The 14575-nt window shown below is 38.0% G+C and carries 11 protein-coding genes; 10 read left to right on the top strand and 1 reads right to left on the bottom strand.

From position 1 onward, the window contains the following. Positions 1 to 15 precede the first annotated feature (15 nt). A complete protein-coding gene (locus IPM47_17800; GenBank protein QQS28679.1) occupies positions 16 to 813 on the bottom strand; it encodes a hypothetical protein in 798 nt (265 codons plus the stop codon). Between the two features lie 204 nt (positions 814 to 1017). Between IPM47_17800 and IPM47_17795 the strand changes: the two genes are divergently transcribed. From IPM47_17795 to IPM47_17750, 10 genes are all read left to right on the top strand, one after another. Beyond that, entirely contained in the window at positions 1018 to 1746 is a 729-nt protein-coding gene (locus tag IPM47_17795; protein QQS28678.1) for a sulfotransferase family protein, read from the top strand. Between the two features lie 3 nt (positions 1747 to 1749). Beyond that, the gene (locus IPM47_17790; GenBank protein ID QQS28677.1) at positions 1750 to 2655 is read left to right on the top strand and encodes an aminotransferase class IV; all 906 of its coding nucleotides are present in this window, start codon (positions 1750 to 1752) and stop codon (positions 2653 to 2655) included. A gap of 555 nt (positions 2656 to 3210) precedes the next feature. Then, a complete protein-coding gene (locus IPM47_17785; GenBank protein ID QQS28676.1) occupies positions 3211 to 4551 on the top strand; it encodes an NAD(P)/FAD-dependent oxidoreductase in 1341 nt (446 codons plus the stop codon). 276 nt (positions 4552 to 4827) lie between these two features. Next, positions 4828 to 5511, top strand: a complete 684-nt coding sequence (locus tag IPM47_17780) for a hypothetical protein (protein QQS28675.1) — start codon at positions 4828 to 4830, stop codon at positions 5509 to 5511. A gap of 145 nt (positions 5512 to 5656) precedes the next feature. After that, positions 5657 to 6676, top strand: coding sequence for a hypothetical protein (locus IPM47_17775; protein QQS28674.1), 1020 nt, complete (start codon positions 5657 to 5659; stop codon positions 6674 to 6676). Between the two features lie 251 nt (positions 6677 to 6927). Next, positions 6928 to 8496, top strand: a complete 1569-nt coding sequence (locus IPM47_17770; GenBank protein QQS28673.1) for an OmpA family protein — start codon at positions 6928 to 6930, stop codon at positions 8494 to 8496. Positions 8497 to 8570: 74 nt separating this feature from the next. After that, on the top strand, positions 8571 to 9809 hold the full coding sequence (locus IPM47_17765; GenBank protein ID QQS28672.1) for an ABC transporter permease subunit: 1239 nt from the start codon (positions 8571 to 8573) through the stop codon (positions 9807 to 9809). Between the two features lie 17 nt (positions 9810 to 9826). Continuing rightward, positions 9827 to 10639 (top strand): ABC transporter ATP-binding protein, encoded by an 813-nt coding sequence (locus tag IPM47_17760; protein QQS28671.1) that lies wholly within the window; start codon positions 9827 to 9829, stop codon positions 10637 to 10639. Between the two features lie 87 nt (positions 10640 to 10726). Then, positions 10727 to 11251: a hypothetical protein gene (locus IPM47_17755; GenBank protein QQS28670.1), complete on the top strand. Its 525-nt coding sequence runs from the start codon at positions 10727 to 10729 to the stop codon at positions 11249 to 11251. 49 nt (positions 11252 to 11300) lie between these two features. Next, entirely contained in the window at positions 11301 to 14555 is a 3255-nt protein-coding gene (locus IPM47_17750) for a gliding motility-associated C-terminal domain-containing protein (protein QQS28669.1), read from the top strand. The last annotated feature ends 20 nt before the right edge of the window (positions 14556 to 14575 follow it).

Below are 14575 nucleotides of genomic sequence, written 5' to 3'. Positions count from 1 at the left end.
TTGTAGTACGGTTAACTAACGATTGCTAAACTCCCGATAAAGTTCAGGCAAAAAGCCTGCTAGATGATTCATCTCTTCCCAACAATGTAACAAAAGTGCTGCTGCCTGATTGGGTGCAGGTTTTTTTAGGTATCTGATTAAATCAGACAAAATGCGGCAAAACAGATTGTTACCTTGCAATTGGAGATATTGACCACCTAACCAGAAACGGGATCTCATTTCAGAACCCCCTTCAGTAACCCTAATCTGATGTAATAAATAACCGATGTCTAATGGAAATTGAGAAAAACTAATTCTTGCACAAATAAAAACATCCTGATTTTCAGTACTTTCTGAAGCAACCTGAAGCCCAAAAGTAGTGGGTGATACAAACCTGATGGCAGCCTTTTCCAACTTGCCCCCGATAAACTCTTCAATCAAAGATATCCTGTTCAGATAACTTGTATCAACCGACCCATCTTTCCATTTTGCAGACAGATGTGCTTTAGGATGCCAAAGTTTATATCTGTCGGAACTACAACCATGCCATCCAAACCACCAATTCCACATAACCGGTAAAACATGGGGCATTTTAGTCAAAATAGATACCCTTATAGCACCATCTTTTTCCAGGCAATAGCCTGTTTCTATATCCTGATACCCGGGGTTTGCCATCATTCCAGCTTCTTCAGGACCCGGAATTGAACCGATAGGCAAAGGTGATTTTTTTAGTGCTTCCAACACATAACCGGGAGTATCAGCCATTGTTTCCTGATAAAATTTGGCATAAGGCAGCAAATGATCGGAGGGTGAATATCCTAAATAGTTCTTCATTAAAATCTAATTTATAAGAATAGGCAGGTTAATTTAGATTTAATATTCAATTTTAATCAATTCTGATTGACCTATTGATTTTTCGGTTTGATTTCAGTTGGAAATTTATTACAAAAATTTGATTCCTTATGTTTGTTTAGGTCAAATCCCTTCAAAATATAATTACCTTGGCTGCATAAAAGTATCAGAAGCCAATATTAAATCATGTCTGATTCTATAAAGCGAATTTGTTTGTGGAGCAGCCCACGCAATGTCTCTACTGCTTTTATGTACAGTTGGGCACAACGACCGGATACTTTAGTGGTTGACGAACCCTTGTACGGATATTATTTACATAAAACTCAGGCAAAACATCCGGGCAAAAAAGAGATTTTAAAAACAATGGATCTTGATGCAAACTCAGTCATCAAAAACATGTGCAGCGGACAGTTTGAACGTCCCGTCGTTTTTTTTAAACACATGACACATCATACTGTTTTGATAGACCTTACCTTTATGCAGCATCTTTACAACCTGTTTTTCATAAGAAATCCCATGCAAATCATACATTCTTACAGCAAAGTAATCAGTAACCCAACAATGGAAGATATTGGAATGAAAATGCAATGGGAATTTTACCAGTTTGCTATTCAAAAAGGATATAAATCAATAGTATTGGATTCGGGAGAATTGTTGAAAGACCCCGAATCTGTGCTGAAAAACTTATGTTTCAAAATAGGAATCCCTTTTTATGCCACTATGTTGGATTGGTCTCCGGGACCAAGACCTGAAGACGGAATATGGGCTAAATTTTGGTATCACAATGTTCACCAATCTGCAGGATTTGAAAAGACTCAAGAGGTTAAACAGGAATTACCTGCTCACTTAATTCCTTTATATCTTGAAGCCAAACCTTTCTACGATCAACTTTATCAATATTCACTAAAAGCATAAATTTTGCAACAACAATTTAATCCTCAAAACAACAATCTAAAGGTATTTGTAGGCGGTAAAATATTGCCCCGACTGGAAGCAAAAGTTTCTGTATTTGACAGTTCGGTTCAGGGGGGTGATGCTGTTTGGGAAGGTTTGCGTGTTTATAACGGACGTATTTTTTGCCTGAGTCAACATCTTCAACGTTTGTTTGAATCGGCTAAAGCTCTTGATTTTTCACATATTCCCTCATTCGATTACATCAAACAAGCAATCGCTGACACGTTAAAAGCCAATAACATGTCGGATGGTGTTCATATTCGGTTAACACTGACAAGAGGCGAAAAAATTACTTCCGGCATGGACCCCCGGCTTAATCAAAGCGGCTCAATGCTGATAGTTTTGGCTGAATGGAAGCCTCCGGTTTATGACAATTTCAAAGGAATTAGCTTAGTAACAGCTCAAATCAGAAGAAATTCCCCTCAAACTTTGGATTCAAAAATCCACCATAATAACCTGCTCAATAATATTTTGGCAAAAATTGAAGCCAATCATGCAGGAGCTGATGATGCTTTAATGCTTGATTTATACGGGTTTGTGGCTGAAACCAATGCTACTAATATTTTTATGGTAAAGAATAAGGTATTACACACGCCTTTACCGGATGCTTGTTTACCCGGAATTACAAGAAGCGTAGTGCTGAAAATTGCGGATGAACTCCAAATTCCAACCCGCGAACGCAACCTGACGGTCAGTGAATTGTACAATGCAGATGAAGTTTTTACCACCGGCACTATGGGAGAATTAACGCCGGTAACCATGATTGACAAAAGAGTAATTACTCCTGTTCAACACTTCCAAATCCTGACTAAACTGCAAGAAGCCTACCGCTTTATAACCCTGACAGAAGGGGAGGAGATACTTTTTTAAAGGATTTTTTCTACATATAAAGGGGGGTGTAACTCAAAAAAGGAACCTCAATCGTTAATTTGAACAGTCTTGCTCTGATTTTTGAAAAAAAAGAGTAAATTTTAGAAGAGAAAATTATTTTTTTAACGAAAAAAATTGACATTTTTTCGAAGAATGAAGTTGGTTTTGAAACAAATCTTGCTTCAAAAATAAAAAAATTAACAATTTAAAAGAACAAAATAATATTATAAAAGAATAAAATTAAAATTGAAAGAGCAAAAATTGCAATTGAACTCCTTAAAATCTTAATCTAATAGAGAAAAATTGACTTTTTGAAGGTAATGAAAACCGGAAATGGTTCATTTCTTACTTCAATTTTGTTTTAGTTTATCTTTTTTTCGGGGTTAGTTTAGGATAAAGTATAAACAAATAGAATATAAGGTTAAATGTTTCGCTTGATTCCGGTAGGTTTTTCAGTAAACCTGAAAGAAACAATTTAATTAAATCTCAAATCCGGTTAATCTTTCGGTATTTATTGTTTGTTATTTTACAGGATCAACAACGAATTAATCTTGTATGTCAAACAAATTTCAACAACTCAATTATCCGACCATAGTTGTAATAGGTGGCGGATTTGCAGGATTACAAATTGCAAAACGCCTGAATAATCAGCCTTACAAAGTATTGGTATTAGACAAGAATAATTTTCACACATTTCAACCGCTGTTATATCAGGTAGCTACCGGAGGACTTGGTTCAGATGCTATTGCTTATCCACTTAGAAAAATAATAGGGCCAATGCGCAATGTGGCCTTTAGAATGGCAACTGTAATTGGAATCAATGCTGCCAAAAATGAAGTGATAACCAATGTAGGTAATTTTGGTTATGATTATCTGATTATTGCAACCGGTGCAGCGACCAATTTTTTCGGCAAACCCAATGTCGAAAAATATGCCATGTCGCTGAAAGAAATTTCTGAGTCCTTAGACCTGAGAAGTAACATCCTTCAGGAATTTGAACGGGTCCTCCTGACTAAAACCATTACCAATGTTCAACCGACATTAAATTTTGTAATAGTTGGAGGTGGTCCGACAGGAGTTGAACTGGCAGGGGCTATAGCAGAAATTAAAAACAATGTAATTCCTTATGATTTTACAGAGTTAGATACCGATTTAATTCATATTTACCTGATTGAAGCTGCTCCCAGATTGCTTTCGGCAATGCCTGAGAAACTTTCTGAGACAGCGAATCACGACCTGCGTAAAATGGGGGTTCAAACAATGCTGAACACCATTGTTACTGATTACGATGGTCAAACCCTGTATTTGAATAATGGAGATAGTATCCAGACCGGAACAGTAGTATGGGCTGCCGGAGTAAAGGGCAATACCGTTGATGGGTTGAAGACTGCTAAAATTGTAAAAGGTAATCGTTTTAAAACGGATGAGTTTTTTTTAGTAGAAGGTTATTCCAATATTTATGCAATTGGTGATGCCGGAGCTATAATTTCAGAAGAATATCCAAACGGACATCCAATGATGGCATCAGTAGCAGTTCAGCAAGGAGTTCATATCAGCAAAAACTTTATCTGCCTCGCGAGAAAAAAACCATTGTTGCCATTTGTTTATCGCGAAAAGGGAACAATGGCCACGATTGGTAGAAACAAGGCAGTTGTTCATACAAAACTGATGGACATGAAAGGCATATTTGCATGGTTGGTCTGGATGTTTGTTCACCTGATGTTATTGGTCGGATTTAGAAACCGGTTCATTACCCTGTTAAATTGGGCATGGAGCTACTTTTCATACAAAGGTGCAATCAGGTTAATCATTCGTCCGTTTACTACAAAATATCAACTGACAAAAAGATCGGCACATAACGAATATACATCCAAAACTACACTTATTGAACTTTAGATTTGGTAGTCAATTTCTCTGTATCTTAATTTTCATAAACTTTTTGGAAACAACTAAATCCATGCTACTGATTTTGGCATTCATATCAGTACTTAAACTCACTGTTTAAAATTAAAAATCGGATGTTTTGCGGAGGAGTTGTCCGATTTAAAATAAAAATACACAAACCCCTCAAAAAAGATTAGCAAGTCTTTTCAAAGATGGTATATTTGCGCTTCAAGGAAACACTTAAATACACTTTGCCAAAAAGGTTCACCAATAAAAAATCTAGTTCAAATGATTAACCTGAAAAACCTGAAATCTTTGTTTATTGTTGACGAAAACGAACAGCAAAAAAAGAGCGAAAATCAGGAAAACAATAACACCAACCAAGAGGAAAATAAAAATATTCAACTCCCCCCACCTATACCCAATAATGAAAATAACGTGAAGGAAAATTCGCCCAAAATGGATCAAAGGGTCTATGATATGCTCCTTACCGTTATTGAAAGCAATAACATGGAAGGATTTGATTATTTAGAATTTAAAGCCTCTTTACAAGCACTAAGCAACCTGCCATTAGATGAAGCTACAAAATTCAAATCTGCTTTTGCAACTGCATCAACGATGGGTTTAACGGTGGACAAACTCATTAGTTCGGCAGAGTATTACAAAAACATTCTTAACCGCGAAAGAGACAAATTTAACACCGAACTGGAAAACAAAATGCAGCAATCGGTAATGTCAAAAGACAAAGAACGCCAAACCTTGGAAGATACAATTCACAAAAAGGAACAACAAATTACTACACTCACTAACGAAATCAGTCAGCACAAACAAAATCTGTCGCAACTTCAAAATCAATTAGCCGAAATACAATCAAAAATTCAACAAACTCAAAGAGCATTTTTTAGTACACATCAGTATTTGCTTACTCAGTTTGAGGATGACATTCAACGCATTAAAAAACTATTGTCTTAATCAACAGCTATATTCAAAGGGTTATCATTGCTTCAGATTGCAATTTTAACATTTGACAGTATATTTGTAACTTTCAAACTTTAACGGCTACTTACTTTTAAAATTAACACTAAAAACAAAGTTAAAGCTACTTAACCAGGAAATCATGGAAGAAATCAAAACCAAATCATTTTTTAACAGACCCGAAGGAAAAACAGGAACCATCTTTGGCATTGCTATTGTTGGCGGTTTAGCCTATCTGCTTTATACTTTTTTGCCAATGCTGATTGTATTGGCACAAAACACCCTTTATTTGGTATTGATGCTTGCAGCACTTGCCGCAGTGGTGTACATATTGGTTGACCCCAAGTTTCGCAACCTGATATGGTATCTCTATAAAAGCATTATGCGGTTTATAACCGGAATTTTTGTACAAATTGATCCGATTGGGATTATTGAATCGTATATAGACGATTTGAAAGATAATCTGAAAAAAATGGGCAGGCAAATCAGCAATTTAAGGGGACAGATGCGAAACCTTAAAACTCAGATTGAGCAGAACGAGCAAATGATGAAGCAAAACATGTCACTTGCCAATCGGGCTAAAGAAAAAGGCATTGACAACATTATGATCTTAAAAGCCCGGAAAGCCGGTCGTCTTCAGGAATCAAACATTAAACTTCAGGATTTATACAAAAAGATGGAAGTTTTGTACAAGGTACTATGCCGAATGTATGAAAATTCTGAAATTTTACTGGAAGATATTCAGGACGAAGTATCAGTTCGCAAAAGAGAACGGGAAGCAATCAGGGCGAGTCATTCTGCTATGCGTTCGGCAATGAACATAATATCGGGTGATAAAGACAAAAGGATGATGTTTGATCAGGCTATGGAAGCTATCGCAGAAGATATCGGACGCAAAGTGGGTGAAATGGAGCATTTCATGGAAATATCCGAAAACTTTATGACCTCAATTGACCTTCAAAACGGAATTTTTGAAGAAAAAGGGTTGGAGATGCTTGAAAAATGGGAAAAAGAAGGAGTTTCGTTTTTGCTTGGTGAAGACAAAAAGAGAATTATTGACGAAACCAATGCTACCAATACTACTATTGATTTGGATGCCCCTATCAGTTCAGGAAAGCATAAAGGAGAAAAAGGGCAATACACCGATTTGTTTGATTTTTAACACATCAAAAAATACATATTCAGATGTCTGTTCTGTTTATGGATAATACATAGTTGCTGGCTTTTTGTAAAATGCCACGAAAGGTGCCGAATTGAAAATTTCAATTTTTTTTAACAATTGGCACTTTTAGTGGCATTTTTGCATTAAGTTTGATTAAAAAAGTCTAATTTAAGCCCTGATTAGACTTAAACTAAAATTAAAGAACAAAAACACTATATCTACTTATTCAATAATTACTAACACATATCATTATGGCTGCACGTTTAACAGGCTTCTCAAAGTTCTTAATCACCCTGCTCATAGTTGGAGGGATAGGCGGAGGATTATATTATATTGCCAACAACACCAATTTAGGAAAAGATGATGGCAATGATTCTGGCAATACAAACACCGGTACAAAAACCAATGGAAATACAGGCAATAATAATGACGATGTCATTAAAATTGGGGTAGTAACCTGGGGTGGTTATGCGGGAGGTCAGTATTTTAACGAAGGTTTTAAAGCCTCAACCAATTCAAGATATTATAAAGAGTATGGGTTGAAAGTCGAATTTAAAGTCCTGGACGATTTTGCTGCTTCACGCGAAGCGTTTAAAGCCGATGAAGTTAATCTGCTTTGGGCAACAGTAGATGCTTTTCCGACAGAAGTAACGAGTTTAAAAGAATTTGAACCTCAAATCGTGTTTCAAGCTGACTGGTCAAGAGGAGGGGATGCCATTGTGGTCAGACGCGGAATTAACTCAGTTGCAGACCTGAAAGGTAAAAAAATATCGGTTGCTTTAATGACCCCATCTCATTCATTTCTTTTATGGCTTTTGGAAGCAGGCGACCTGAAAGCCTCCGATGTAGAAATAGTAGAAGCTCCCAGTGCCATTGATGCTGCTGCTTATTTTAAAGCAGGCAGGGTAGATGCTGCGGTTGTATGGAGTCCTGACGATGAGGATTGTGTCAATAGCGTAAAAGGTTCAAAAGTATTACGAAGTACTAAATCTGCATCGCACATTATAGCAGATGTGTTTATAGCCAAAAAAGCGTATGCAGAAGAAAATAAAGAAGACCTTCAAAAACTTTTTGAAGGTTGGATGAGAGGTGCAGCCGAAATTAACAGCAACGATGCCAATAAACGCAAGGCTGCAAAAATACTTTCAGAAGGGTTAAATATGCCCGAAGACTATTGTTATAACGCAATCAATAATGTTCGTCTTTGCACTTATGGCGATAATGTAAACTTCTTTAACCTTGACGGAAATTACAGTGGAGTTAAAGGGGAAGATTTGTACAACAAAATGACAAAAGTCTATCAGGGTTTAGGGTATGCTGAAAAAAATGTTCCTGCTTGGCGCTTAGTTGCAAACCCTACTTTTATCAGAAACACCTCAACATTGACTTCAAAAGAACATTTAGCCGAAGGAGCAGCAACTTTTAAACCACCAACTACGGAATTGGAAAACGCACCTGCTTTTTCAAGCAAAAAAATCACCATCGGATTTGAGTCGGGCTCTTACACGCTGTCAGAAAACGCAAAGCAACTCATTGACCTCCAGTTTTCTGAAATAGCTAAAGCCTTCGGCAATGCAAGAATTCGGATTGAAGGAAACACAGATGCCGTAGGTAGCCGGGAACAAAATATTATACTTTCTAAGAAACGAGCACAAGCAGTTGCCGATTATTTGGCTAAAGAGTATAAAATGGATGCTAACCGTTTTGTTGTTGTAGGTAATGGTCCGGATAAACCGATTGCCGACAACAACACTCCCGAAGGAAAGGCTAAAAACAGAAGAACAGATTTTGACCTTATTGCCGATGAAGGGAGTAACTAATTTCATTTTGTAAACTTTTTACCGGTGAAGTGGTTGATTAAAGGCCATTCCATCAGGATAACAGCGCTATTCGTATGAAATTCAAATGGTCAGACCTATTCAGTTTAAGAGCACAATTACCGAAAAGAACTCATTTAATTATCGAAATATTGGGGGTAATTTTATTGCTGTTATTATGGCAATTAATTGCAAGTTTGAGTACTACCCGAAATCAGGATTATTCTACCTCAGAACTCAATATTTACCTGAATACAAAATCGGCCGATCAGGTTCAGACACCCCGAATACTGATTTATGATCAGCCTGTTTTTAATGCATCTGATTTGCAACCAATTATGCGCGATTTGTCAGCAAACGGAAATCCTATTGTTTTGGTAACTTCCGAACCCAATCGCCGTTTGGTTCAAACACTTGCTGATTCTATTCCCGGAATCAACCTGATAGCAGCTATGCCTCAGGGTGAAAATAAAAAAGAGGTAATTCGAAGGTTATCTGAGTTTTCGGGAAGTACTGTAATAGACGAACAATATTTTACCAACAGTGAAACACCCGAAATCACCCCAAATTCTTTGGGTTCTGTTGATGTAATGTTGCTTGGTTCTGACAATATCAATTTAACAGTTCGACAGGAATGGATTAGCAATTCCTTGCTTCCTTCGCCAATAGATGTGATAAAATCTTACAAAGAACTGTACACGAAAGACAATTTAATGTCGAATACTGCTTTTTCAGTCTATTTAAACTTGTCGGGATACTTGATTGCCATTTTGGTATCAATTCCTCTTGGGTTTGCTATCGGACTTTTTCCTTTATTCAGATCTTTGTTTAGCCGAAGTATTGATGCTTTGAGGTTTGTACCTTTAACCGCAGTAACCGGTTTGTTTATTGCCTGGTTTGGGATTGGCACAACGATGAAAGTACAATTTCTGGCATTTGGTATTTTTGTTTATCTGTTACCAGTGATTGTTCAAAGAATTGATGAAGTAGATGGTGTCTATGAACAAACCGCTTATACTTTGGGTGCTAATAAATGGCAACAAATCCGAACTGTTTTTATTCCTTCAGTCATATCGAGAGTTTCAGACGATATCAGGGTATTAGTTGCTATTTCATGGACTTATATCATAGTAGCCGAATTGGTCAATGCCAATTCCGGAGGAATAGGAGCTATTGCTTTTAAGTCGGCTAGGATGAGCCGAATTGATAAAGTATTTGCTATTTTATTGATTATCGTACTGATAGGGTTTATTCAGGACAAGTTATTTCTTCTATTAGACCGCCTGTTGTTACCCCATAAACACCAAACCAAATAACCCCATTTTCCAATAATATGTCATTCTTTTTTTCAGATACCCATCGGGAAGATATTGTAAGATTAAAAGATATTCACCAATCTTATGATAACGGCAAATTTGTTGTGCTTCAAGATTTTAATCTTTTAATTGAAGACAAACCAAATCAGGGTCAGTTTGTGGTGATTTTGGGAGCTTCCGGTTGTGGAAAATCAACCATACTCAGGTATATTTCGGGCTTACAACGACCAACCTCTGGTGAGGTTAATTTGTATGGAAACCCCAGAAAAGAATCAGACAGAGTTGGAATGGTTTTTCAGAAATATTCTTCTTTGCCTTGGCTTACTGTTTTGGACAATGTTGCTTTAGGACTATATTATCAGGGCATTCCAAAAAAAGAAAGAGAAGAAAAAGCCCGAGAAATGATTAAAAAGGTAGGGCTTGAAGGGCACGAAAACAAATATGCACAGTACCCTATACTTTCGGGAGGTCAATTGCAGAGGGTGGCAATAGCCCGAAGTCTGCTGGCAAATCCGCGCATCTTGTTGATGGATGAACCTTTCGGTGCATTAGATGTCAATACCCGATTACAAATGCAGGATATGCTGCTCAATATCTGGTATGAAGTTCATCCCACAATCATATTTGTTACCCACGATATTTCGGAAGCCGTTTACCTTGGCGATGATATCTATATCATGCGTGCTAACCCCGGGCAAATTGTAGAACATATTTATGTGGACTTACCTTACAGGCGAGACCGTTTTATTAAAAGAACACCCCGGTTTGAGGAATTGGTTCATTATACGGAAGATTTGATGGTCAGAGTAGATGCTATGTCTAAAAAGTAATCTTTTTTAAGTTAGCCGACTTTTTATAAGCACACTGTAAAAAGGGGGGTTTGTGTAGCCCAATCTAAATAAGTACCTTTGTTGCTTATGAAAGCACAAAAACTTCAACAAATATTATTTGTCTTCATATTTGGGTTGTTGTTGCTTGGTTTCAACCTGTTTCCGGCATTTGCACAAAAAGAAACCAATTTTTGGTATTTTGGTGCTTATGCGGGTGTAAGTTTTGACTCAGGTTCTCCGGTTGCTGTAACTGATGGCATTCTTAGTACTAACGAAGGCTGTGCGACGATTAGCGATTCAGATGGTCAATTGCTTTTTTACACTAGTGGCAACCGCGTATTTAACCGCAACCATATTCAAATGCCCAATGGTTTCGGATTGGCAGGAGACGCTTCCTCCTCTCAGGCAGCTGTTATAGCCCCTTTACCCGGAAGCAATACAATTTATTATATTTTTACGGTGGACGAAGAAGGCAATTCTCTGGGTTTTAGATATACGATTATAGACTTAAGCCTTGCCGGAGGTTTGGGTGATGTGGTGATGAAAAATGTACTGCTCCTGACACCTGTTTCAGAAAAAGGTAACTGCCGTCAAACACAACAACAATTTTGATATTTGGATTATCACCCACGAATGGGATTCGGATGCTTTTTATGCTTATTTGCTCAATGCTGCAGGTATTAGTGCGTCTCCTGTTATCAGCAATACGGGATTAGTTCATACAGGAGGCAGTCTTGCAACCAATGGAAATTCTGCGGGATATATGAAAGCCTCTCCATTGGGAAACAAGTTGGCTTTAGCAATCAAAGAAATGAATCTATACCAGATTTTTGATTTAAACACTTCAAACGGAATCGTATCGAACCCAATAACAACCCCCGCTACTTACTCCAATGCTTATGGGGTCGAGTTTTCGGCCGACGGAACAAAATTTTATGGCTCAAAATACGGATTTGGGAATCCTCAGATATATCAATTTAACTTAGAAGCCGCAACACCTGCTGCAATCCTTGCATCTGCGACATTGGTCGGAACATCTTCAAGTCTTTTTGGCGGAGCAATACAGTTGGGGTTAGATGAAAAAATTTATTTTGCCAGACATCAATCAGATTGGCTTGGGGTTATACAAAATCCTAATGCACTTGGTCTTGCTTGCGGATATATTGATGACGGTGTATTTTTGAACGGCCCGACTTCCAATTTTGGATTGCCCAATTTTGTTCAGAGTTATCTGAAACCAATGCCATTTACCTACACCAATACATGTTTCGGCGATGCTACCGAATTTGAATTGGTCAGCACAGCTTTTATAGCATCAGTATCATGGAATTTTGGTGATTCAGCTTCCGGTTCTAACAATACTTCAACACAATTCAGCCCGTCTCATATCTTCTCTGCACCTGATGTTTACACCGTTTCACTGACCATAACCCTGACTAATGGAGTATCAGAAACGGTTAGCCAAAACGTTATGATCCATCATGTACTAACAGGAGTAGATCTCGGTACCGACCAGATACTTTGTCCATCTGAAACTATTACACTAACACCTATAGCACCCGGAGTGGTAACTTATCTTTGGCAGAATGGAAGCACTTCTCCGACATTTACCGTAACTCAGGAAGGATTGTACAGTGTAACAGTCAGCAACGTTTGTGGTTCTGTTTCTGATTTAGTCTCTGTATCTTACAATTCTATTCCCGAATTTGATTTAGGGATCAATCAATCGCTTTGCGAAGGGCAAACTCTTGTTTTAAATGCAGCTCCAACCAACGGTGCTTTGTTTAATTCTTATCAATGGGGAACAGGTGAAACAACATCTTCTTATACCGTTTCAACTGAAGGTCTTTATACAGTTACAGTAGCTAATCCCTGTGGATACGATACCGGAAGTGTCAATATAGATTTTATTCAACCTCCAGATATTGAAATAGGCAATGATGTATTGGTGTGTCAGGGAATTGCTGTAACTTTAGATGCAACACCTCTGAACCAATCATCGGCAGGAACTCTTACATATATTTGGCAAAACGGAAGCATCACGCCTTTGTTAAATACTTCTGTTGCCGGTACCTATAGTGTAACAGTCAGCAATGTTTGTGGAACAGCGACCGACCAAATGACTCTCGACAACTTATACCCGCCAAACATCAATTTTGGACCGGATGCAGACCTTTGTCCTGGTGAAAGTCTTTTATTGGATGCCACAACTCCTGACGGAAGCTATTTATGGCAGGATGGCAGCACATTAGCTGTATTTACCGTAACTCAATCCGGGAATTATTGGGTAGAAGTTACAAATTCCTGTGGCACACAAACAGAAGACATCAATGTTAACTATCAAGCGCTATCTTCTCCTGATCTTGGACCTGATTTCACACTTTGCAGTGGGCAAACCTTAGTACTTGATGCAACCACAGCAGGAGTTAATTATATTTGGCAAGATGGCACCACAACTCCTGTTTATACAGTGTCAGTTCCCGGAGAATATTGGGTTCAAATCAACAACGGTTGCAGTTCTGCTTCCGATACCGTTGTTGTTAGTTATGAGTTGAACCCCACAATTGATTTAGGTCCTGACATTCAAATTTGTGAAGGAGAGAGTATAACCCTTGACATAACATTTTCAGATATACAAGCCACATATTTGTGGAATGACGGAAGCACCAATCCTGTTAAAACCTTTTCTCAATCGGGACTATATACTGCAACCATTACCAATCCATGTGGAAGTGTTACTGATGGGGTGAATATTTTTGTTATTCCACTTCCTGTGGTTGAATTGGGAAACGATGCCATCCTTTGCCCCGGCGAGTCTTTGGTTATTGAAGCCGCGAATCCTAATACCAACGCTTATCTTTGGAATACAGGGAGTGTAGATTCTGAAATTACTGTATCCGATTCCGGTCAATATTCAGTAACAGTCTTTAATGCCTGTGGAACGGCTAATGACTTTATCAATGTAGATGTGGGAACAAACCTAAACATAAATTTAGGACCTGATATGACACTTTGTAACAATGAGACAATTACCCTTTCAGCGACCACACCCGGAGTTAGCTATTTATGGCAGGATAACAGTACAAACTCAACATTTTCAGTTTCTGTACCCGGAACATATTGGGTTCAAATCAGCAACAACTGCAGTTCAGCTTCAGATACAATTGCTTTATCTTATCTCTATTCCCCGTCAATCAATTTGTTGCAGGACACTGTATTGTGTCAGGGTCAGATGTTAACGATAGATGCAACTCAATCAGACAATTCGTTAAATTATGTATGGCAGGATGGAAGCATAAATCCTATTTTTACCGCAACTCAAACAGGAATATATGCTGTAACTGTCAGTAATGTATGTGGAGCAGCTAACGATCAGATCGCTTTAGATTATATTCATTTGCCGGTAGTCAGTATTTCGGGGGCAAATACAATATGTATTGGGGATACTATTACCCTATTTGCCGTATCAACAAACAGCGATATGTATTTATGGCAAGATGGAAGTAGTTTGCCGACTTTAATCGTTACCGGAGGAGGGTTTTATGAAGTAAGCGTGCAAAACCAATGCGGAACTGCTCAGGATATGGTTACAATAACATCTAACGACTGTACACCTCCGGATCCTCCTGATCCTTTGCCTTGTACTTTTTTAGTTCCGAATGCCTATAGTCCGAACAATGACGGGATTAATGATGTTTTCAGACCTGTTTACAATTGCCTGACAGAATATGTAAAAATGGAAGTTTATAACCGTTGGGGACAGCTTGTTTTTGAATCGGAAAACCTCGATACAGGTTGGAACGGCAAATTTCACGACGAAAACTGTCCTGTAGGTGTTTATGTATGGATATTGGAATATCAAAATCAACTTCAAGAAATCGAAACCCTGAAAGGCAACATTACCTTAATCAGGTAGGTGTTAGTAAATTTCAGTTC

Source organism: Sphingobacteriales bacterium (assembly GCA_016700115.1).
In the GTDB taxonomy this organism is placed as follows: Bacteria; Bacteroidota; Bacteroidia; order Chitinophagales; family UBA2359; genus UBA2359.
This window is presented reverse-complemented; position numbering and strand designations above follow the sequence as displayed.

Excerpts from the sequence above, each read along its gene's own strand:
- IPM47_17775 (QQS28674.1), top strand. The coding sequence starts at position 5,657 with ATGGAAGAAATCAAAACCAAATCATTTTTTAACAGACCCGAAGGAAAA.
- IPM47_17795 (QQS28678.1), top strand. The coding sequence starts at position 1,018 with ATGTCTGATTCTATAAAGCGAATTTGTTTGTGGAGCAGCCCACGCAAT.
- IPM47_17755 (QQS28670.1), top strand. The coding sequence starts at position 10,727 with ATGAAAGCACAAAAACTTCAACAAATATTATTTGTCTTCATATTTGGG.
- IPM47_17770 (QQS28673.1), top strand. The coding sequence starts at position 6,928 with ATGGCTGCACGTTTAACAGGCTTCTCAAAGTTCTTAATCACCCTGCTC.
- IPM47_17800 (QQS28679.1), bottom strand. The coding sequence starts at position 813 with ATGAAGAACTATTTAGGATATTCACCCTCCGATCATTTGCTGCCTTAT.
- IPM47_17765 (QQS28672.1), top strand. The coding sequence starts at position 8,571 with ATGAAATTCAAATGGTCAGACCTATTCAGTTTAAGAGCACAATTACCG.
- IPM47_17780 (QQS28675.1), top strand. The coding sequence starts at position 4,828 with ATGATTAACCTGAAAAACCTGAAATCTTTGTTTATTGTTGACGAAAAC.
- IPM47_17760 (QQS28671.1), top strand. The coding sequence starts at position 9,827 with ATGTCATTCTTTTTTTCAGATACCCATCGGGAAGATATTGTAAGATTA.
- IPM47_17785 (QQS28676.1), top strand. The coding sequence starts at position 3,211 with ATGTCAAACAAATTTCAACAACTCAATTATCCGACCATAGTTGTAATA.